18 protein-coding genes are annotated in these 19,696 nt (G+C 50.5%); 10 read left to right on the top strand and 8 right to left on the bottom strand.

The genetic code is table 11. The features are described 5' to 3' along the window. Positions 1 to 9: 9 nt before the first annotated feature. Together ACM615_RS07935 and ACM615_RS07930 are read left to right on the top strand one after the other, a co-directional pair. Positions 10 to 3,105 carry an efflux RND transporter permease subunit gene (locus tag ACM615_RS07935; protein ID WP_431011744.1) on the top strand — a complete coding sequence of 1,032 codons (3,096 nt, stop codon included), beginning with the start codon at positions 10 to 12 and terminating at the stop codon, positions 3,103 to 3,105. A gap of 19 nt (positions 3,106 to 3,124) precedes the next feature. Continuing rightward, on the top strand, positions 3,125 to 4,162 hold the full coding sequence (locus tag ACM615_RS07930) for an AI-2E family transporter (protein ID WP_129638478.1): 1,038 nt from the start codon (positions 3,125 to 3,127) through the stop codon (positions 4,160 to 4,162). Here the strand turns inward: ACM615_RS07930 and ACM615_RS07925 are convergent. From ACM615_RS07925 to pyrC, 6 genes are all read right to left on the bottom strand, one after another. After that, positions 4,159 to 4,623 carry a MarR family winged helix-turn-helix transcriptional regulator gene (locus tag ACM615_RS07925; RefSeq protein WP_431011743.1) on the bottom strand — a complete coding sequence of 155 codons (465 nt, stop codon included), beginning with the start codon at positions 4,621 to 4,623 and terminating at the stop codon, positions 4,159 to 4,161. The two genes, ACM615_RS07930 and ACM615_RS07925, sit on opposite strands and share 4 nt — an antisense overlap. 190 nt (positions 4,624 to 4,813) lie before the next feature. Further along, positions 4,814 to 5,482, bottom strand: coding sequence for a LuxR C-terminal-related transcriptional regulator (locus ACM615_RS07920; protein ID WP_159281436.1), 669 nt, complete (start codon positions 5,480 to 5,482; stop codon positions 4,814 to 4,816). 202 nt (positions 5,483 to 5,684) lie between these two features. After that, entirely contained in the window at positions 5,685 to 6,800 is a 1,116-nt protein-coding gene (solA, locus tag ACM615_RS07915) for an N-methyl-L-tryptophan oxidase (protein WP_132963782.1), read from the bottom strand. Between the two features lie 142 nt (positions 6,801 to 6,942). Then, positions 6,943 to 7,197 carry a biofilm formation regulator BssS gene (gene bssS / locus ACM615_RS07910; protein WP_013576258.1) on the bottom strand — a complete coding sequence of 85 codons (255 nt, stop codon included), beginning with the start codon at positions 7,195 to 7,197 and terminating at the stop codon, positions 6,943 to 6,945. Between the two features lie 345 nt (positions 7,198 to 7,542). Then, positions 7,543 to 7,797: a DNA damage-inducible protein I gene (dinI, locus tag ACM615_RS07905; protein ID WP_112291148.1), complete on the bottom strand. Its 255-nt coding sequence runs from the start codon at positions 7,795 to 7,797 to the stop codon at positions 7,543 to 7,545. Positions 7,798 to 7,878: 81 nt separating this feature from the next. Then, positions 7,879 to 8,928, bottom strand: coding sequence for a dihydroorotase (gene pyrC, locus ACM615_RS07900; protein WP_431011742.1), 1,050 nt, complete (start codon positions 8,926 to 8,928; stop codon positions 7,879 to 7,881). Positions 8,929 to 9,151: 223 nt separating this feature from the next. Between pyrC and ACM615_RS07895 the strand changes: the two genes are divergently transcribed. After that, a complete protein-coding gene (locus tag ACM615_RS07895) occupies positions 9,152 to 9,439 on the top strand; it encodes a putative quinol monooxygenase (protein WP_112291145.1) in 288 nt (95 codons plus the stop codon). An 82-nt stretch (positions 9,440 to 9,521) separates the two neighbouring features. On the opposite strand, the gene rne is transcribed toward ACM615_RS07895, so the two are convergent. Continuing rightward, on the bottom strand, positions 9,522 to 12,848 hold the full coding sequence (gene rne / locus ACM615_RS07890; RefSeq protein WP_431011741.1) for a ribonuclease E: 3,327 nt from the start codon (positions 12,846 to 12,848) through the stop codon (positions 9,522 to 9,524). A gap of 600 nt (positions 12,849 to 13,448) precedes the next feature. On the opposite strand from rne, the gene rluC reads away from it, so the two are divergent. Further along, on the top strand, positions 13,449 to 14,411 hold the full coding sequence (gene rluC, locus ACM615_RS07885) for a 23S rRNA pseudouridine(955/2504/2580) synthase RluC (protein ID WP_129638483.1): 963 nt from the start codon (positions 13,449 to 13,451) through the stop codon (positions 14,409 to 14,411). 53 nt (positions 14,412 to 14,464) lie between these two features. On the opposite strand, the gene ACM615_RS07880 is transcribed toward rluC, so the two are convergent. After that, positions 14,465 to 15,067, bottom strand: coding sequence for a Maf family protein (locus ACM615_RS07880; RefSeq protein WP_390889610.1), 603 nt, complete (start codon positions 15,065 to 15,067; stop codon positions 14,465 to 14,467). 142 nt (positions 15,068 to 15,209) lie between these two features. On the opposite strand from ACM615_RS07880, the gene yceD reads away from it, so the two are divergent. From yceD to fabG, 6 genes are read left to right on the top strand one after another with little or no spacing between them, the layout of a single operon-like run. Then, complete coding sequence (gene yceD / locus ACM615_RS07875) at positions 15,210 to 15,734, top strand: 23S rRNA accumulation protein YceD (protein ID WP_112291141.1); 525 nt, start codon at positions 15,210 to 15,212, stop codon at positions 15,732 to 15,734. A 12-nt stretch (positions 15,735 to 15,746) separates the two neighbouring features. After that, positions 15,747 to 15,914, top strand: coding sequence for a 50S ribosomal protein L32 (rpmF, locus tag ACM615_RS07870; RefSeq protein WP_013576249.1), 168 nt, complete (start codon positions 15,747 to 15,749; stop codon positions 15,912 to 15,914). Between the two features lie 48 nt (positions 15,915 to 15,962). Beyond that, positions 15,963 to 16,997 carry a phosphate acyltransferase PlsX gene (plsX, locus tag ACM615_RS07865; protein ID WP_129638484.1) on the top strand — a complete coding sequence of 345 codons (1,035 nt, stop codon included), beginning with the start codon at positions 15,963 to 15,965 and terminating at the stop codon, positions 16,995 to 16,997. 6 nt (positions 16,998 to 17,003) lie between these two features. Continuing rightward, the gene (locus ACM615_RS07860; RefSeq protein WP_112291138.1) at positions 17,004 to 17,957 is read left to right on the top strand and encodes a beta-ketoacyl-ACP synthase III; all 954 of its coding nucleotides are present in this window, start codon (positions 17,004 to 17,006) and stop codon (positions 17,955 to 17,957) included. Positions 17,958 to 17,975: 18 nt separating this feature from the next. Then, the gene (fabD, locus tag ACM615_RS07855; RefSeq protein ID WP_129638485.1) at positions 17,976 to 18,905 is read left to right on the top strand and encodes an ACP S-malonyltransferase; all 930 of its coding nucleotides are present in this window, start codon (positions 17,976 to 17,978) and stop codon (positions 18,903 to 18,905) included. A 13-nt stretch (positions 18,906 to 18,918) separates the two neighbouring features. Beyond that, entirely contained in the window at positions 18,919 to 19,653 is a 735-nt protein-coding gene (fabG, locus tag ACM615_RS07850; protein WP_112291135.1) for a 3-oxoacyl-ACP reductase FabG, read from the top strand. The last annotated feature ends 43 nt before the right edge of the window (positions 19,654 to 19,696 follow it).

Genomic DNA, 19,696 nt, shown 5'->3' with positions numbered 1-19,696 from the left:
GGAACAACGATGCTTCAGCAATTTATCAAAAGACCCCGTTTTGCGGTGGTGATCGCGCTGGTGACGGCGCTGATGGGTGCCGTTGCACTGAAGGTAATCCCGGTTGAGCAGTATCCTGATATTACGCCACCGGTGGTTTCGGTCAGCGCCACCTATCCCGGTGCCAGCGCGCGCGATGTGGCGGAATCCGTCGCTGCGCCGATTGAAGCGCAGGTCAATGGCGTCAGTAATATGTTGTATATGTCGTCGAACAGCGGCAATAACGGCAGTTACACCCTGACCATTACCTTTGCCAGTGGAACCGATCCGGACACCGCGGCCGTGGAAGTCCAGAACCGTATTTCTCAGGTCAGCTCGCGCCTTCCGCCGGAAGTGCTAAGTACGGGTGTATCGGTACGTAAACAGGCGTCTAATATTCTGATGGGGATCAGCCTGCTTTCACCTAAGAATACGCACGACAAATTATTTATCAGTAACTTTGCCAGCATTCAGTTACGCGATGCGCTGGCGCGTATTGATGGCGTAGGTGATGTCCGGGTTTTCGGTTCGCGTGATTACAGTATGCGGATCTGGCTGGATCCGAACAAAATGGAAGCGCTGGATGTCAGCAGTATTGAAATCAGCACGGCTATCCGCGAGCAAAACGTACAGGCCGCTGCCGGACAGATTGGCGCGTCACCCAGTCCATCGATGCAGCAGCAAACCCTGACCATTAGCGGTGCCGGACGGCTGAGTTCGCCGGAAGAGTTCGGCAATATCATTGTGCGCAAGAATGCCAATGGCGGAACGGTTCGTCTGCGGGACGTCGCGCGAATTGAACTGGGCGCGCAGGATTATCAGGTCAATGCCACACTGAATCAGACGCCATCTGCGTTCCTGTCTGTATATCCCGCGCCGGGAGCGAATGCGCTGAATGTGGCCAATGCGGTGCGTGAAGAGATGACGCGTCAGGCGCGCAATTTTCCTCACGACCTAACCTATGAAATTAAATTCGACTCAACCCGTTTTGTCAGCGCTACGCTGGATGAAATCGCTGTTTCACTGGTGCTGACCTTTATCGTTGTTCTGACAATTGTGTATTTGTTCCTGCAAAGCTTGCGAGCGACATTCATCGTCGCGCTGACCATTCCGGTTTCGTTGCTTGGCACATTTGCTGTGCTGTACGCCTTTGGCTATTCCGCCAATACGCTGAGTTTGTTCGCCATTATTCTGGCCCTGACGGTGGTGGTCGATGATGCCATTGTGGTGGTAGAAAACGTCGAGCGTCTGATGATGGAAGACCCGTCTCTCGGACGCGTTGCCGCCACCCGCAAAGCCCTGAAGCAAATTGCGGGCCCGGTAATTGCGACGACCGTGGTTCTGCTGGCGGTATTTGTCCCGATTGCGGTTTTGCCTGGCATTACCGGCGCCCTGTATCGTCAGTTTGCCGTTACATTGTCTGCTGCGGTGGTGCTTTCCAGTATCAATGCGCTGACGCTGACGCCGGCACTTTGCGCGACGTTGCTCAAACCGCGTCCTGAGAAACCCGCCCGCATTTTCCACCTCTTTAATCAGGGGCTGGACAAGGTGCGTGACAGGTATGTCAAAACCGCTGCGCGTTTGAGTAAACATGCCCTGACCAGCGTGGCGACGGTACTGGTCATAACCGGTGCCTGCGTGTGGGGCTACAACAGCCTGCCAAAATCTTTTCTGCCGGATGAAGATCAGGGCTACTTCTTCGTGAATGTGCAGTTGCCAGATGGTGCATCCCTGAACCGGACTGACGCCGTGCTGGATCAGATGCAGGCTCTTCTGGAGAAGGATCCTGCGGTGGAAGATGTGATCGCCATCAGCGGCTTTAGCCTGATGAGCGGGGGCAGTGCGCCCAATACTGCATTCGGCATAGTATTGCTCAAACCCTGGGGTGAGCGCAGCGCAGTGGATCAGGTGATCGGTCGTCTGCAACCGGCAATGGCGGGCATTCCTTCCGCGATGATCATGGCGATAAATCCGCCGGCGATTTCCGGGCTGGGAACCGCTTCCGGACTGGATTTACGCCTTCAGGCCTTGCAGGGACAATCCCCGCAGGAACTGGCAGAGATTGGGCGAACGATAATCCAGAGTGCTAATCAAAATCCGCAGCTGAGCCGTGTCTTCACTACCTTCAGCGCCTCCGTACCGGAAATCGCTTTAAGTGTGGATCGCGACCGTGCGGGCATGATGCAGGTGCCCGTTGGCAGGATTTTCTCGACATTACAGACGTCTCTGGGCGGCGTGAATGTCAGCGATTTCATCAAGAATAACCGTTTGTTTAACGTGCAGATGCAAAATGAAATGGAAGATCGCCAGCGCGCGGACCAGATTTCGACACTCACTGTGCGCAGTGATAACGGTTCACTGGTAAGCCTTGGGAAAATGGTGGAGCTGACACCGTCACTGGGCGCGCCCTTTATTACGCAATATAACCAGTTCCCGTCACTGGCGGTGAGCGGGGCGGCAGCGCCGGGCGTCAGTTCTGGTGAGGCCATGGCGCAGATGGAAAATATCCTCAGTGAAAAGTTACCGGCAGGATATGGCTATGAATGGAGCGGAATGTCGTTGCAGGAAATTCAGGCCGGAGGGCAGGCAATCCTTATCTATGCCGCGGCACTTCTGTTTGCCTATCTGTTCCTGGTGGCGCAATACGAGAGCTGGAGCATTCCGCTGGTGGTCATGATTTCGGTGATTTTTGCGGTATTTGGCGCTATCGGCGGCCTGCATTTAGCGGGATTAAGTAACGATGTCTATGCTCAAATTGGCATGGTGTTGCTCATCGGGTTGGCCGCGAAAAACGCTATATTGATCGTCGAGTTCTCCAAAGCACGCAGGGAAGAAGGGGCATCCGTCCGCGAAGCAGCGCAGGAAGGGGCGAAACAGCGTTTTCGTGCTGTTATGATGACGGCCATTTCCTTCATTCTCGGCGTGTTACCTCTGGTAATGGCGTCAGGAGCGGGAGCCATGAGCCGTCATATTATCGGTGTCACAGTGTTTAGCGGTATGTTGCTGTCCACGACGGTGGGGATCCTGTTTATCCCGGCGCTGTATGTTCATATTCAGCGTTTACGTGAGTGGACGAAATCCCGCTAAAGGCATGAGGGAAAGAAATTTGCGAAAGACAATGGTGACAACTCAGGGGCTGAGGATCGTCGTGATGATGGCGATGCTGGTGGTGATATTTGCGGGCATTAAATCGGCAGCAGATATCATTGTGCCATTCATTCTGGCGCTGTTTCTGGCTTTCGTGCTCAATCCGCTGATTGTCTTACTGGGAAAATGGCGGGTGCCCCGGGCACTCGCGGTATTACTGGTTGCGACCCTGACGGTATGCCTGATGGTGTTTCTGACCACCAAGTTGCTGATGACCCTGAATGAGTTTGCCCGCACATTGCCGCAGTATCGCGGGCTGATTGCAGCAAAGCTTATCGAAATTGATACCTGGTTCCACTGGTCAGAATTTTCATTAACACCTGAACAACTGGCCGGCTATATTGATCCGGCCTTCATGCTCAATCTGGTCAGCAAGCTTATCAGCTATCTGTCTAATGCCATGGCGGGTTTATTTTTACTGCTTATGACCGTCGCCTTTATGCTGCTCGAAGTTCCGCAACTGCCTTATAAGGTGCAGCAGTTGTCCGAAGATCCGGGCAAGGGCATGGCGAATGTTCAGCGTGCGCTCGACAGCGTAACCCGTTATCTGGTGATCAAAACGCTGATCAGCGTGGTGACCGGGCTGGCGGTGTGGGCGTTGCTGGCCGTTATGGGGATCAGGTTTGCGTTTCTCTGGGGGATGCTGGCTTTTGCGCTCAACTATATCCCCAATATTGGTTCTTTTATCGCGGCAATTCCTCCCATCATTCAGGCATTTCTATTCAATGGCTTCAGTGAAGGACTGATTCTGACCGGCGGATATATCCTGATCAATCTGCTGTTTGGCAGCATTATTGATCCGAAAATTCTTGGCCGCGGGCTTGGGCTTTCAACGCTGGTGGTGTTTGTATCGTTGATTTTTTGGGGATGGCTGATGGGGCCGGTGGGAATGCTGCTGTCAGTACCGCTGACCATTGTGCTGAAAATTGCACTGGAGCCGACCGCTGCTGGTCACAAAATTGCCGTCCTGTTGGGCGACGGACCGCTGAAACGCTAATTTAAGTTTTGCTCTTCTATTTGCTGTGCGAGAATTTCGATGCTTTGCAGCGATATCAGTAATTGCTGACGGGCGGCTAGATCAAGCCCGTCAAACAATCTGTCGATGGCTTCCTGCTTGGGTTTTTTCACCTGCGCCAGTGCCTGTTTGCCGGCTTCTGTTAGCTCAAGCAATTGCGAACGGCGGTCAGTAGGATGGCGACGACGTACCAGTAAACCATCTCTGTCCATCGCATCTATCGCATCTGTGATCGTCCGGGGAGATTGCTGAAGCACGTTGGCCAGCTCAGCCGGACGGCAGGTCCCTTCCTGGGCAATTGCTGTCAGCAGTTTTTCGCGTGCCAGAGAAAGTCCCTGAGCGGACATGGCGGCGTCTACTTGTTTACGCATCAGCCGGATAACCGACAGCAGCGTTTCAGTGATCACCGCTGGAGTTGCATCGTCAGATGTGTGTTCAATCATATTGTGAGGCCGCTCAAAATTAGTCTGCTAACGTTGAGTTTATTGTATCCCTCCGCGGGGGGAGTGCAACCTGCCTGTGGCATGGAGTTAAAAGCACGACGGATAAAGTGGAAGGTTTGAAGCGGAGAAATAGTGATGACAAAGCCACTTAATACCCTGACTGAACAGGATATTAATTAGCTTTGTTGACTTAACTGTAGATTTTGTAAATCTGCTGAAGGTCATCTTTAATCTGACGACTGACGGGTGTTGCGGAAATATCATCGATCGGCCAGAACATATACTTGATGAGATTATAAACGAAGCAGAACTCCAGACGGTTACGCACTTTTATTTTTTGCGCCAGATGACGCTTATGGACATACACCGTACGGCTGCTGATATTCAATTTTCTGGCGATGCGGTAGTTAGGCATTTCCGACATCCAGTAACTCATCACCAGAATCTCCTGATCGCTGAACAAGGTTCTGGGGATCTTGAAATTATTAACTGGCATAAACGATTGCGGGTCTAACGCTATGTCTCGTAATAATGACGTCAGTGACTGTTTGTTGAGAATAAATACTTCACGGGTAATCGGAATCGGAGTATCACAATCAGGATAATTCGCATCGATATAGCAGTATATACTTGCGCCGTGTCGATACTCGAAGAAGTTTTTTAATTCCTGAGACAATTCGGAGTTGTGACAATACTTCGTCATGTTAACTAAGATAATGTCTGGCTGAAATCCAGGGATTGATTCTAACGCCTGTGAAACATTCACTGCATCAATAATCTGGAGATTATTATTCTCAGCCAGATAAGAGAAAATTCCTAATCGGGTAAAGCCACAGGGTTCAATAATTGAGATTTTCATGTCACGTCCTTGTCATGCGTGTCATTACGCGATGGAAACCACTCCTGTGATTTCTGCGGCTAGCATAGTTTTTTTTCTATAATGCTGTCAATTCGGAAATACCAGACTATTGATCTCGTTCAAAGCGAAATTAGAAATAATCCTTACAGAAATACAATGACAACCATCGTTAAATATCAACGATGGTTGAAACATTTATACATTAACTGAATCTTGAGAGAGAAAAGGGTTTAAGATCAAAAGGAATAGGATGATTGTTAGCGAAGTGAGTAACTATTTCACCTAATACGCTGGAAAATTTGAACCCGTGTCCGCTTAACCCTGAAATAACCAGCGTGTTTTTCTGGTCAGGCAGTGTATCTATAATGAAGTCTTCATCCGCAGTCATATCGTAAGTGCATGATGCACCGCGCAGACTGACCCCAACTCCTGGCAGGAAATGTCGGAAAAAATTGAAGGACTCGGTACCATCCTGACTGATTTTGCCGAAAGGTGACCGTTCCTCCGGTTCTGTGATCCACTGGCCCCCGTTGTGTTTTCCTAGTTTCAGGGCATCTTTGACAGAGGGGAAACCGTAGTACTGATCGCCTTGCTGTGTCTCAAGAGTAAACGCAGGGAAGTGGTTTTCCTCACTATAACGGCCATCTGCATGGAACCAGGCGAAAACTTTACGCAGAGGTTTAACCGGCAATTCAGGCAGAATTTTGGTGACCCAGGTTCCCGCAGATATCAGCATTTTTGCCGCACTGTAGACGCCATCCGCCGTAGTCACCTCAACGCTGTTCTCATGCCATTGAATACTTTCAACCGGGCAATTAAACAACTGCGCGCATCCGGCTTCTCGTGCCAGACGGATATAAGCGGTGACGGCCATTTCACATTGAAGATAACCGGAGTCAGGCTCAAACACGCCTGAGTAACCGTCAGGTAACGTGAATAAAGGCCATTTATCGCGGATCTCGGCGGCGCTCAGGTTCTGTGTGTTCAGGTGATAGGTTTGTGCGCTGTGTTTTACATTGCCGATGAATTCAGAATTTTCGGGACCGATGTTGAGCACGCCGCTGCGATGAAAAATCTTATCGCCGCTCAGTTCTGCCAGTTCATTCCACAGCGTTTGTGCCCTGAGCAGCATAGGTACATAGCGCGCGCCTTCACCATAAGCATGGCGGATCAGGCGGGTTTCACCGTGATGGCTGCCTGCCTGATGGGGCGGCATTGAACTGTCTATCATCAGTACCTTCAATCCGGCACGTGTGGCGTAGTAGCCCGCCGCAGAACCGACGGAACCGCTGCCGACGATGATGAGATCGTAATCCATATTTAAAAATTCCTGAGGTGAGTTTTTAACAAACAGGTTACAGGCATGATAGAGAGTTTACGACGGTGAAGGCAAGCAGGTCAGGGGCAAAGAAAAAGGCACCAGGATGAAATCGCTGGTGCCTCAGGCTGGCAGATTAAAATCAATGTTTTCGGTGATCACTGTATTCGTACTCGTTAGATTCTATCTTTTCAATGCCGGCTTCGAGAATGTTGATCAGTTGTCGGGCAACGTCGGTAGTTAACCACAAAGTTCTGTCTACCTGAGCATCCTCGGGTGTCTGGTCTTTTGAAGACAGGTAATGAAGACGTATCATCATGGCGTCATAAGAGTCGACGGTACTGATATCCCAACCAACAAGCGGGTGTGTCTGAATAACTTCATCATTTCTGTCCATATAGACCCCTTATATTGTAGTGACTAACGTGAGTGACTATCTGAGGATCAATGCGGCTCATTATCAGGTGAGCTTGTTCAGTATAAACAGTTAAATCGATTTATGGTGAGATTTGAGAGTATTAAATTGTAAATAATTTGTGGCGATTAATAATTCAGCAGAATAGTCCGAAGATTAACCAAAATTATTTTTGGGGGAAGTGTGATTTATGCATTCCAATGGAATAAAAAACCGGACTGCGACGCCCGGTGAAATACAGAAATAGCCTTACGGCGTGGTTTTAATAAACCTGATTATTATAAATAGGGCAGAGAAAATGAATAGGTTTGCAGAAATTTCATAGTGTTACTCATCGTTCTGATTTGAAAACCAGTCGTCGGCACTTTCCCAGGTTTCCTGCAAAATTTCTTCGATCAGATCGCGATCAGTTTTAGCTCCGCCCAATACGGACAGGCTATTTGCTCCCGCATAACGGACCTGAACTTTATTTTCGCGATCAGTAAACTGTTTGTTAATTCTCTTACTCAATTCACCCGATAACGCGTCCAGCGCGCCAACAGGCAGAGGCTTGGTTTTATCGATTGTGACTTCAACACGCATAGGACCTCCTGAATAGATTTGACTGTATATTTATACAGTCAAATCATAATCAGCGCAAGCTACCGTGTTGAGAAATCGTATTTAGTACGATGTCACTTTCCAGTTCAGGGTTTGTCCCGCGAGGAATGGCACAACAGATTCGTTACCCAAAGCAATTTCTTCCGGCTGCGTCACCGACGTGCGCGTCAGTTCGATGAAATCTTCATTGAGCGGCAAACCATAGAAACGCGGACCATTAAGGGAGCAGAATGCCTCGAGATGCTGCAGTGCATTCATCTCTTCGAAGACGGTTGCATAAGCTGATATCGCGAGTGGTGCGTTAAAGCAACCGGCACAGCCACAGCTTGATTCTTTACGGCCTTTGGTGTGCGGGGCGGAATCGGTACCCAGGAAGAAACGGTCAGCACCGCTGGCGATGACTTCACGCAGTGCTTCCTGATGAACGTTGCGTTTAAGAATCGGCAGACAGAACAGATGCGGACGAACTCCGCCTACCAGCATATGGTTGCGGTTAAACATCAGATGCTGTGGCGTAATGGTTGCGCCCAGATATTGATTACCGGAAAGAACATACTGAGCCGCTTCTTTGGTTGTGATGTGCTCGAAGACAATTTTCAGCTCAGGGAACTGACGGCGAACCGGATCCATCACTTCATCGATGAAACGAGCTTCCCGATCAAAAATATCAACATGGCTGTGAGTGACTTCGCCGTGGATAAGCAAAGGCATGCCGATTTTTTGCATACGCTCGAGCACAGGATAAATCGTTTTGACATCCGTAACCCCATGCTGGGAGTTGGTGGTCGCATTGGCCGGATACAGTTTTGCCGCAGTGAAAACACCTTGCTCGAACCCGCGGGCAATTTCTTCCGGATCCAGAGAATCGGTCAGATAGCAGGTCATCAGCGGGGTGAATTTATGCCCGGAAGGCAGCGCGGCCATAATACGTTCACGATAGGCGATTGCCGCAGCGACAGTCGTTACAGGTGGCGTCAGGTTTGGCATGACAATCGCGCGACCAAAGACTTCACTGGTGAAAGGTAACACCGTGCTGAGCATTTCGTCATCACGAAGGTGAATATGCCAGTCATCTGGGCGGCGGATTTTCAAAACTTGCGGTGTTGCGGTCATCAGGCAAAACTCCGGCATTGAGAGACAAGATGTTGGGATCAGGTGCGGTAATGGGAGCATTAACGGCGGGGAACAAGAATAAGCGTAAAACCGTTGTGTTGCATCTGTTAAATAAAGTTCGTATTGAAATCAATGTATCGAAAGGTTCATAGTGGAGGGAGATTTTAGTCACCGTGCTTCATGGTGTGTGCCTGAAGCACGACAAAATAACGGGAGAACCATTATGGAAATCAGAGTTGTTGCCACAATTGTCGCGAAAAAAGAATTCAGGGCAAAAGTGACAGAAGCATTGCTTGACGTAATTGAGCCAAGCCGGCAGGAAGTGGGATGCCTGCAATATGAGCTGCATCAGGATCTGGATAACGACGGCACTTTTGTTTTCTATGAGCGCTGGGCATCAGAAGATGCGTTGAACCAGCACAACAAGACCGAGCATTTCCAGCATTTCGCCAGAAGCCTGGAAGGGAAACTTGAGGAACTGACGATCCGTCGTCTGAAAAGTCTGGCCTGATTTTCATGGGGCAGCTAACTCGCCAATAAAAAAACCCGCCGAGGCGGGTTTTTAGTTTTGTGACACTGTCAGCTCAGCGGAATTACTCTGCTGGCATTTCCGGCTTAGTGGCAGGAGCCGTGGCAGTCGTTACTGCAGCATGGCCACCGGCAGAACCTTTGCCATCAAAGTTGAACTCAGGGCGAACCCAGTCACTTTGACGCGCGGGTTCAGGCACATAGCTAGGTGCTGGTGCTTTCGTCATAGGCGCTGTCGCGAAATGCTTGAAGCGAGGTGCAACAACCGCAGCTTCAGTCACTGCCGGAGCGTGCGCAACGGGGGCAGCCTCCACGGCAGGTTTTACTTCCGCAACCGGTTCTGCTTTCTCTTCCACTTTCACTTCAGGTTCTGCGACTGGCGCAGGTGCCTGAAGTTCAGGTTCAGCAAGCACGGCTGTCGGTTCAACGACGGCTGGCTCGTGCGCTTCAGGTGCCACTTGGACAACAGGCGTTTCTTCAACAGGTTCAGCTGTTGCAGGCTCAACCAATACAGGTTCGTCAGCAACAGGCTGTGCCGCTTCTGCAGGTGCAGCATCTGTAGCTGCTTCTTGCTGAGCAGCTTCAACTACTGTTTCTGACTGAGCTACTGGCTGAGGTGCAACCTCTGCAGTTTCAGAAATGACCGGCGTATTCGCCTGGGCAATCTCAACTTGCTGAGTCAGTACTTCAGGTGCTTCTGCTTCAGTGTTCTGCTGCTCATGGGACTGATATTCAGAAGACTGATATTCAGAAGAGTGGGCCACCGGATAGGTGATCCAAACTTTGCCAGACGCCATTTCCGGAGAAACGAATGCACCTGCCATTGGCATTGGCGACTGAGTCGGGTAACGCTCGTCACGGTAACGACGACGACGCTGACCGCTGACACGCAAGTGACGCGGAGAACGACGTGAACGACGCGGCATTCCATTTTCACGGGCGTTGTCATTCTGATTGTCTTCGTTGTCCGCTGTGTTTGCTGGTTCGGCATCAGAAGATTCTTGCGCAACCACGGCTGGCGCTGGTGCTGCCGGACGAGTGCCGGTGATCAGCAACTGAGCCGCAGCTTCTTCTTCATGATCAACTTCTTCAGATTCGAAGCGGATTTTCTGATTCAGCTGGCGACGCTGACGGCGCTGTGCTGGCTGACGGTCTTCCTGTTCAGTTTCATCAGTAACAACCGGTGCAACAACAACTTGCTCAACAGCAACCGCATCCTGAATTTTCTCTTCAGTTTGTGGTTTACGTTTGTCTTCAGAACGGCGACGCGAACGCTCACGACGAGGTTGTTGCTGCTGTTCTTCGCGAGCAGCAGTTTCAACTTCTTCGTTACGGGTTTCAGTAACAACCGGTTCCTGATTACGACGGCCACGACGCTGATCATCACGTTGTTCGCGATTATTTTCGCGGTTATCACGGCCTTCGCCACGATTATCACGATTGTTATCACGACCTTCGCCACGCTCACCACGATTACCGCGGTCATTGCGCTCGCCACGTTCACCGTTACGCTCACGGCGTCCGCCCTGACGACGCTGGTTACGGCGTTCGTTATTACGACGGTTTTCGGTTTCAGTTGCTTCCGTAGTCTCTTTTGGTGCTTCAACAGGTTTAACTTCCTGTTGTGGCTCCGGTGCGAACAAGCTCTTCAACCCGCTCAGCAGACGGCTGACAAAACCGGATTTTTCAACAACAGGCGCTGCCGGAGCATTCACTGTGGCTGTTCTGGTTTTGACAGGTTCTTCAGGCACAGCAGCCTGCTCGAAGCTGGAAGGAGGTGCTTCGCTTTGCAGCGCGAATGCAGCCAGTGCCGGTTGCTCAGGACGACGACGTTCAGCCGGCAACTCTTCAGAAGGTTGCAGCATTTCTGCTTCGTGGATCTGAGGCAGCAAGTAGCTCAGTGCAGAGATTTCTTCACCTTTACGTACACGCAGAACGTGGTAGTGCGGAGTTTGCATCTGATCGTTAGGTACGATCACTGCACGCACGCCACCCTGACGTTTTTCGATGGCATTCACCGATTCACGTTTTTCGTTCAGCAGGTAAGAAGCGATTGGCACCGGAACGATGGCATGTACTTCTTTGGTGTTTTCTTTCAGCGCTTCTTCTTCAATCAGACGCAGAATCGACAGTGACAGAGATTCGTTGTCACGGACGGTACCGGTACCTGCACAACGCGGGCAAATATGGTGCGTTGATTCACCCAGTGAAGGGCTCAGACGCTGACGGGACATTTCCAGTAAGCCGAAACGGGAAATACGACCAATCTGGATGCGGGCGCGGTCCTGACGAACGGCGTCACGCAGACGGTTTTCCACTTCGCGCTGATGGCGAACTGGCGTCATATCGATGAAGTCGATAACGATCAGGCCACCCAGGTCACGCAGGCGTAACTGGCGGGCAATTTCGTCAGCCGCTTCAAGGTTAGTGTTGAATGCAGTTTCTTCGATATCGCCACCGCGGGTTGCACGCGCGGAGTTGATGTCGATAGCGGTCAACGCTTCAGTGCTGTCGATAACAATCGAGCCGCCGGAAGGCAGACGGACTTCACGCTGGAAAGCGGATTCGATTTGCGATTCGATCTGGTAGTGACTGAACAGCGGAATTTCACCGACGTACGGTTTAATTTTGCTGCTGAAATCAGGACGGCCCAGAGCGGCGATATGCTCTTTTGCCAGGTCGAGGATTTTCGGGTTATCGATAAGGATTTCGCCGATATCCGGACGCAGATAGTCACGGAATGCACGAACGATAACGTTACTTTCCTGATGGATCAGGAATGGGGCAGGGCGGCCTTCAGCAGCTTTCTTGATAGCATCCCAATGCTTGAGACGGAAAGTCAGGTCCCATTGCAGGGCTTCTGCGGATTTGCCGACACCGGCAGTACGCACAATAAGACCCATGCCATCAGGCAGTTGCAGAGAAGACAGCGCTTCTTTCAGTTCAGTACGGTCATCACCTTCAATCCGGCGGGAAATTCCCCCAGCGCGTGGATTATTAGGCATCAGAACTAGATAGCTACCGGCCAGACTGATAAACGTCGTCAGTGCTGCGCCTTTATTTCCACGTTCTTCTTTATCGACCTGAACAATAACTTCCTGACCTTCGCGCAACACATCTTTGATGTTTGGGCGGCCGTGGGAAGAATAGTTGCTAGGGAAATATTCACGGGAAATTTCTTTCAGGGGGAGGAAACCGTGTCGTTCTGCGCCGTAATCTACGAATGCCGCTTCCAGACTAGGTTCAATGCGGGTGATTTTACCTTTGTAAATGTTCGCTTTTTTCTGCTCATGGCCCGGACTTTCAATATCCAAATCATACAGCCGCTGTCCATCTACAAGGGCAACGCGCAACTCTTCTTGCTGAGTCGCGTTAATCAACATTCTTTTCATCGTAACTTACTCATTATTATTCCATTATTGACAGAGCTGCGGGCAAAATGACCTCATGACCGGGTAAACCGTTGGCCCCGAGTCTTCTCGCAAATCGTCAACCTCACGGTTGTCGCTTGCATAGGGGCGCATTATTTCGGTAAGTCTGCTTTTGCTGTATTAAAGACACCAGCGTTATGAAAGCAGCACTTTTATTAGGGGAATAGCTTCTGAATTTAGGTTAACAGATCTCATTCCGTATGCCGGCCAAGCTGCAACCCGCAGCCCGCTAATTGCTTGATTTCACATTACGTCTTACGCCATTGCTGCGTTTTTGCGCAATCAGGCAAATCTATAATTCCTGCGTTTTCCCTAACTTAAGAGAAACAACGCCGAAAGTAGTTTCATTATTCCATTGCAGGCACTGTGATAGCAAGGTGACTTTTCCCATGCGGGTAAGATATTTACCTCAATGAGAGATGTGCCGCATTGTCTGAACTTTCGCTTTCTGTAAAAACAAAGGGTATAGAAGGGTTTTCCTCAGCAGTTACTGGTAAAGTAAGAGTTAAGCACATAAAAATCAGTGGCGCGAACCGTGCCGGATATTTAGAATCGCGAGCCATGAAAACTGAGAATCCAACTGTACAATTAATCCCCATCTCCGAAGACGAAGCCGGTCAGCGCATCGACAACTTCTTACTTAAAATCCTTAAGGGCGTGCCGAAGAGCATGATCTATCGCATCGTGCGTAAAGGTGAGGTGCGGGTTAATAAGAAAAGAATTAAGCCTGAATACAAATTACTTGCCGGTGATGAAGTGCGTGTCCCGCCGGTTCGCGTGGCAGAGCGTGATGAAGCGCCGGTTTCTGCGAAGCTGGATAAAGTCGCGGCTTTAGCAGATTGCATCTTATATGAAGACGACCATTTACTGATCCTGAACAAACCTTCCGGTACTGCCGTACATGGTGGCAGCGGTCTGAGCTTTGGCGTGATCGAAGGTCTGCGAGCCCTGCGTCCGGAAGCGCGCTTCCTTGAACTGGTTCACCGTCTTGACCGTGATACTTCCGGTGTTTTGCTGGTCGCCAAGAAGCGCTCCGCCCTGCGATCACTGCATGAGCAATTGCGCGTTAAAAGTATGCAGAAGGATTACCTGGCGCTGGTGCGCGGTGAATGGCCTTCGCATTGCAAAGTGGTGCAGGCTCCGCTGCTGAAAAATATCCTGCAAAGCGGTGAGCGTGTTGTCAGGGTGAATGCGGAAGGAAAACCTTCTGAAACACGTTTCAAAATTGAAGAGCGTTATGAATTTGCAACGCTGGTGAAAGCCAGCCCGGTGACAGGCAGAACGCACCAGATCCGTGTGCATGCGTTGCACGCTGGTCATCCGATTGCTTTTGATGATCGTTATGGTGAGCGTGATTTCGATGCGAAACTGTCAGGAACGGGTCTGAACCGTCTTTTCCTGCATGCGGCTGCGCTGCGTTTTGAACATCCGGCTAGCGGTGAAACCATGCGCATTGAGGCTCCTATGGATGCCAAACTGCGTAACTGCCTGAAAATTTTACGCGGCAAAGCAAACGCTCGTTAAAAAGATCAGCTTATAAAGAGGCGCACTGGTTGCGCCTTTTTTATGCCTCTCAATTAACGGCTTTCAAGCAATGGATTGATGCCGTGTTCGCGCAGTAAGGAGAGCAGGGCAATAAGTGGCAGCCCGATTAGCGTGTTTGGGTCGCGCCCCGTCAGACTGTCGAAAAGCGTAATCCCCAAACCTTCGCATTTAAAGCTACCCGCGCAGTCGTACGGCTCTTCGCGATGTAAATATCCGGTAATTTCTTCATCGGTCAATGGCCGGAAGGTGACGTCAAACGTTTCGCATAACGTCTGCGCTGTTTTTGCATCGCTGTTATAGAGACTCAGGCCGGTATAGAACGTAACCATTTTTCCGCTGGCTGCCCGCAACTGACGGAATGCATTATCGAAAGTGTGCGGCTTTCCGGTGATTTTTCCATCGATAAAGCAAACCTGATCGGAGCCAATGATCAGATGATGCGGATAAGCAGTAGCGAGCGTGTCGGCTTTGGATTGCGCCAGCCGCTGCACCAGTTCTGCCGGATTTTCATCGGGAAAAGGGGTTTCATCAATATCGGGTGAAGCGCAGGTAAATTTCAGCCCGGTTTTCTCCAGCAAGGCTTTCCGGTAGGCCGAGGTCGAGGCTAAAAGTAAATCTGGTGCAGACATAATCATAATTTTTTTTCACAAAGCGTAGCGTTATTGAATCACACATTTTAAACTGTCGTCCGCTGCGGAAGCGAATATTGGTGAAAGGTGCGGTTTTGAGGCCTTTTTCTTTGACTCTCTGTCGTTACAAAGTTAATATGCGCGCCCTATGCAAAAAGTAAAATTACCCCTGACCCTTGATGCGGTCCGCACTGCCCAGAAGCGTTTAGACTATACAGGTGTCTATACTGCAGATCAGGTTACGCGTGTTGCCCAATCAGTGGTCAGTGTGGATTCTGATATACAAACCTCATTGTCGTTTAATATCGACAATCAGCGCCTGGCTGTGATTACCGGCCACTCCGATGTTGCTGTGACTCTGGAATGCCAGAGATGCGGTAAGACGTTTGAGCATCAGGTTCACACAACATATTGTTTTAGCCCTGTCCAGAATGATGAACAGGCTGAGGCATTACCGGAAGCGTACGAGCCTATCGAAGTCGATGATTTTGGCGAAGTCGATTTGCTGGCAATGATTGAAGACGAAATTATTCTTTCACTGCCTGTCGTTCCGGTACATGAATCTGAACACTGTGAAGTGTCCGACGCGGACATGGTATTTGGCAAACTGCCTGAAGAGGCGGAGAAACCTAATCCATTTGCCGTATTAGCGAGTTTAAAGAAAAGTACTTAAGGAGTAAGGTCCATGGCCGTACAACAGAATAAACCAACCCGTTCTAAACGTGGCATGCGTCGTTCACATGACGCTCTGACCACTTCCACTCTGTCTGTGGACAAGACTTCTGGTGAAACTCACCTGCGTCACCACATCACTGCCGACGGTTTCTACCGCGGTCGCAAGGTAATCGGCTGATAATTGCCTGCAACTTATTCACGTGATAAGTGCTGGCAAGGCGATACCTTGACTCGTCTAACCATCGCGTTAGATGTAATGGGCGGAGATTTCGGTCCTTCCGTCACAGTGCCTGCTTCATTGCAGGCACTGATCTCTAATTCTGAATTAGATCTTCTTCTGGTCGGCGATCCCGACGCAATCACACCTTTCTTAGCCAAAGCCGATCCTTCTATAACAGAACGAATTCGGATAATTCCTGCTGAATCAGTTATAGCCAGCGACATGCGCGCGTCGCAAGCTATACGTGCCAGTAAAGGAAGCTCAATGCGTGTGGCGTTGGAACTGATCAAAAGCGGTGATGCACAAGCGTGTGTCAGTGCCGGGAATACCGGCGCTCTGATGGGATTAGCCAAAATGGTGGTCAAGCCACTGGATGGCATTGAACGCCCGGCGCTGATGAGCGTCCTGCCCAATCAGCAACGCAGTAAAACTGTGGTGCTGGATTTGGGGGCGAACGTTGAGTGTGACAGCACAATGTTGGTCCAGTTTGCCGTGATGGGTGCAGTAATGGCGGAGCAGGTGGTGGGTATCAGTAACCCCCGTGTCGCCTTACTCAATATCGGTGAAGAGGAAAGCAAAGGGCTGGATAATATCCGCGAAGCCGCCGCTATTTTAAAAAATACCGCACTAATCAACTATATCGGCTATCTTGAAGGCAATGACCTTCTGACCGGTAAGACAGATGTGATGGTGTGTGACGGCTTCGTGGGCAATGTTACGCTTAAGACCATGGAAGGTGTAATAAGGATGTTTTTGTCACTGTTAAAATCCTCCGGTGAGGGTGGCAAGAAGGCCTGGTGGTTGAAATGGTTGGGACGGATAGTCCAGAAGAAGTTGCTAAAGCGTTTTAGCCACCTCAACCCCGACCAGTATAATGGCGCATGTTTGTTAGGATTACGGGGCATCGTTATTAAAAGCCACGGTGGAGCAAACCAGCGTGCGTTTGCTGTTGCTATCGAACAGGCTGTGCAGGCGGTGCAGCGGCAGGTCCCTCAGCGGATTGCCGCGCGCCTTGAAGCTGTATTACCCAAGAGTGACTGATCGTACATGTATACAAAAATTCTCGGTACGGGGAGCTATTTGCCCGTGCAAGTTCGGACTAATGCCGACTTAGAAAAAATGGTGGATACCTCCGACGAGTGGATTGTCACCCGCACAGGTATTCGTGAACGTCGTATCGCTGCACCGGATGAGACTGTGGCCACAATGGGCCTGCACGCAGCAGAAAAAGCACTTGAAATGGCCGGCGTCAGCGCAAGCGACGTGGGTTTGATCATTGTTGCAACAACCTCATCTTCACATGCATTCCCGAGTTCAGCCTGCCAGGTGCAGAACATGCTGGGCATCAAGGATTCTGCAGCGTTCGATCTGGCCGCCGCTTGTGCCGGTTTTACCTACGCACTGAGCGTTGCCGATCAATACATCAAAAACGGTGCTGTGAAATATGCACTGGTGATCGGCTCTGATGTGTTGTCGCGTAAACTCGATCCTGAAGATCGCGGTACGGTTATTCTGTTCGGTGATGGTGCGGGCGCAGTATTGCTGGGCGCTTCAGAAGAGCAGGGCATCATTTCTACGCATATGCATGCGGATGGTCATTACGGCAACCTGCTGACGCTGGCCTACCCAAGCCAGACTGAGCCGGAAAAACCTGCTTATGTCACCATGGCGGGTAATGAAGTCTTCAAAGTCGCTGTGACTGAACTGGCGCACATTGTTGATGAAACACTGACCGCAAATAATCTCGACCGTACTGCACTCGACTGGCTGGTTCCGCATCAGGCGAATCTGCGCATTATCAGTGCGACAGCGAAAAAGCTGGGTATGGGAATGGACAAAGTCGTGGTTACGCTCGATCGTCATGGCAATACCTCTGCGGCCTCTGTGCCTGCAGCATTTGACGAAGCAGTGCGTGACGGCAGAATTCAGCGCGGGCAATTAGTGTTGCTCGAAGCATTTGGCGGTGGCTTTACCTGGGGCTCGGCGCTGGTACGTTTTTGATTTAACAGGATGATAAAAATGACAAAAATTGCAGTTGTTTTCCCTGGTCAGGGTTCTCAGACGCTCGGTATGCTGGCTGATTTAGCCGCTGCACATCCGGTTGTTGAAGAAACATTTGCCGAAGCTTCTTCGGCGCTGGGATATGATTTATGGCAGCTGGTGCAACAGGGGCCTGCTGAAGAACTGAATAAAACCTGGCAGACGCAGCCTGCGTTGCTGGCCGCTTCCGTCGCTATCTGGCGTGTATGGCAGCAGCAGAACGGCACTCAGCCTGTTCTGATGGCGGGTCATAGTCTGGGCGAATATTCTGCTCTGGTTTGTGCCGGTGTGCTGGATTTCAAACAGGCGATTTCACTGGTTGAACTGCGCGGCAAACTGATGCAGGAAGCGGTTCCGGCAGGTACTGGCGCGATGTACGCTATTATCGGTCTGGATAACGACGCGATTGCCAAAGCCTGTGAAGAGTCTGCTCAGGGGCAGGTTGTCTCTCCGGTTAACTTTAACTCGCCAGGTCAGGTTGTGATCGCGGGTAATAAAGAAGCGGTAGAACGTGCCGGTGCGGCCTGTAAAGAAGCGGGTGCAAAACGCGCTCTGCCTCTGCCTGTCAGCGTGCCATCGCATTGTGCGCTGATGAAGCCTGCTGCGGATAAACTTGCCGTTGCACTGGAAAATGTCACATTCAGCGCACCGCAGTATTCCGTGGTGAACAACGTTGATGTGAAAATTGAAACGTCTCCTGAAGCCATCCGCAGTGCGCTGGTACGCCAGTTGTACAGCCCGGTGCGCTGGACTGAGTCTGTCGAATTTATGGCAGCACAGGGCGTTGAGCAGCTTTTAGAAGTGGGGCCGGGTAAAGTATTGACCGGTCTGACAAAACGTATTGTTGACACCCTGACGGCGGCCGCTGTGAATGACACGGCAAGTCTGGCAGCGGCGTTAGAGCAGTAATAAGAGGATGAGTATGACCTTCGAAGGCAAAATTGCACTTGTTACTGGTGCCAGTCGTGGTATTGGCCGCGCTATTGCAGAGAAACTGGTAGCAGGCGGCGCGAAAGTGATCGGCACAGCGACCAGCGAGAAAGGTGCTGAAGCGATCAGCGAATATTTAGGCGAAAATGGCAAAGGTATTATGCTCAATGTGGTTGATTCTGCATCTATTGAGCAAGTATTGGCGACAATTCGAGCTGAATTTGGCGAAATTGATATTTTAGTTAATAATGCCGGCATTACCCGTGATAACCTTCTCATGCGTATGAAGGATGATGAGTGGCAGGATATCCTGGATACGAATCTGACTTCTGTGTTTCGGCTTTCAAAAGCTGTCATGCGAGCTATGATGAAGAAACGGTGTGGACGGATTATTACAATTGGTTCCGTTGTTGGCACCATGGGTAACGCAGGGCAGGCGAACTACGCGGCGGCTAAAGCTGGCTTGATTGGTTTTAGTAAGTCTTTGGCACGTGAAGTTGCTTCACGTGGCATTACTGTCAACGTCGTCGCTCCCGGCTTTATTGAGACGGATATGACAAGGGCGTTGACAGATGATCAACGCGCAGGCATTTTGTCATCAGTTCCAGCCAACCGGTTGGGCGATGCCAAAGAAATTGCCAGCGCCGTTGCTTTTTTAGCCTCTGACGAGGCCGGCTATATCACGGGTGAAACATTACATGTCAATGGCGGCATGTATATGATTTAAAAATTACGAAATTATTTGCGTTTTTTGCGGTAAAAACCGCAAA

It is taken from the genome of Rahnella sp. PAMC25617 (assembly GCF_050606005.1).
GTDB classification, from domain to species: Bacteria; Pseudomonadota; Gammaproteobacteria; order Enterobacterales; family Enterobacteriaceae; genus Rahnella; species Rahnella variigena.
This window is presented reverse-complemented; position numbering and strand designations above follow the sequence as displayed.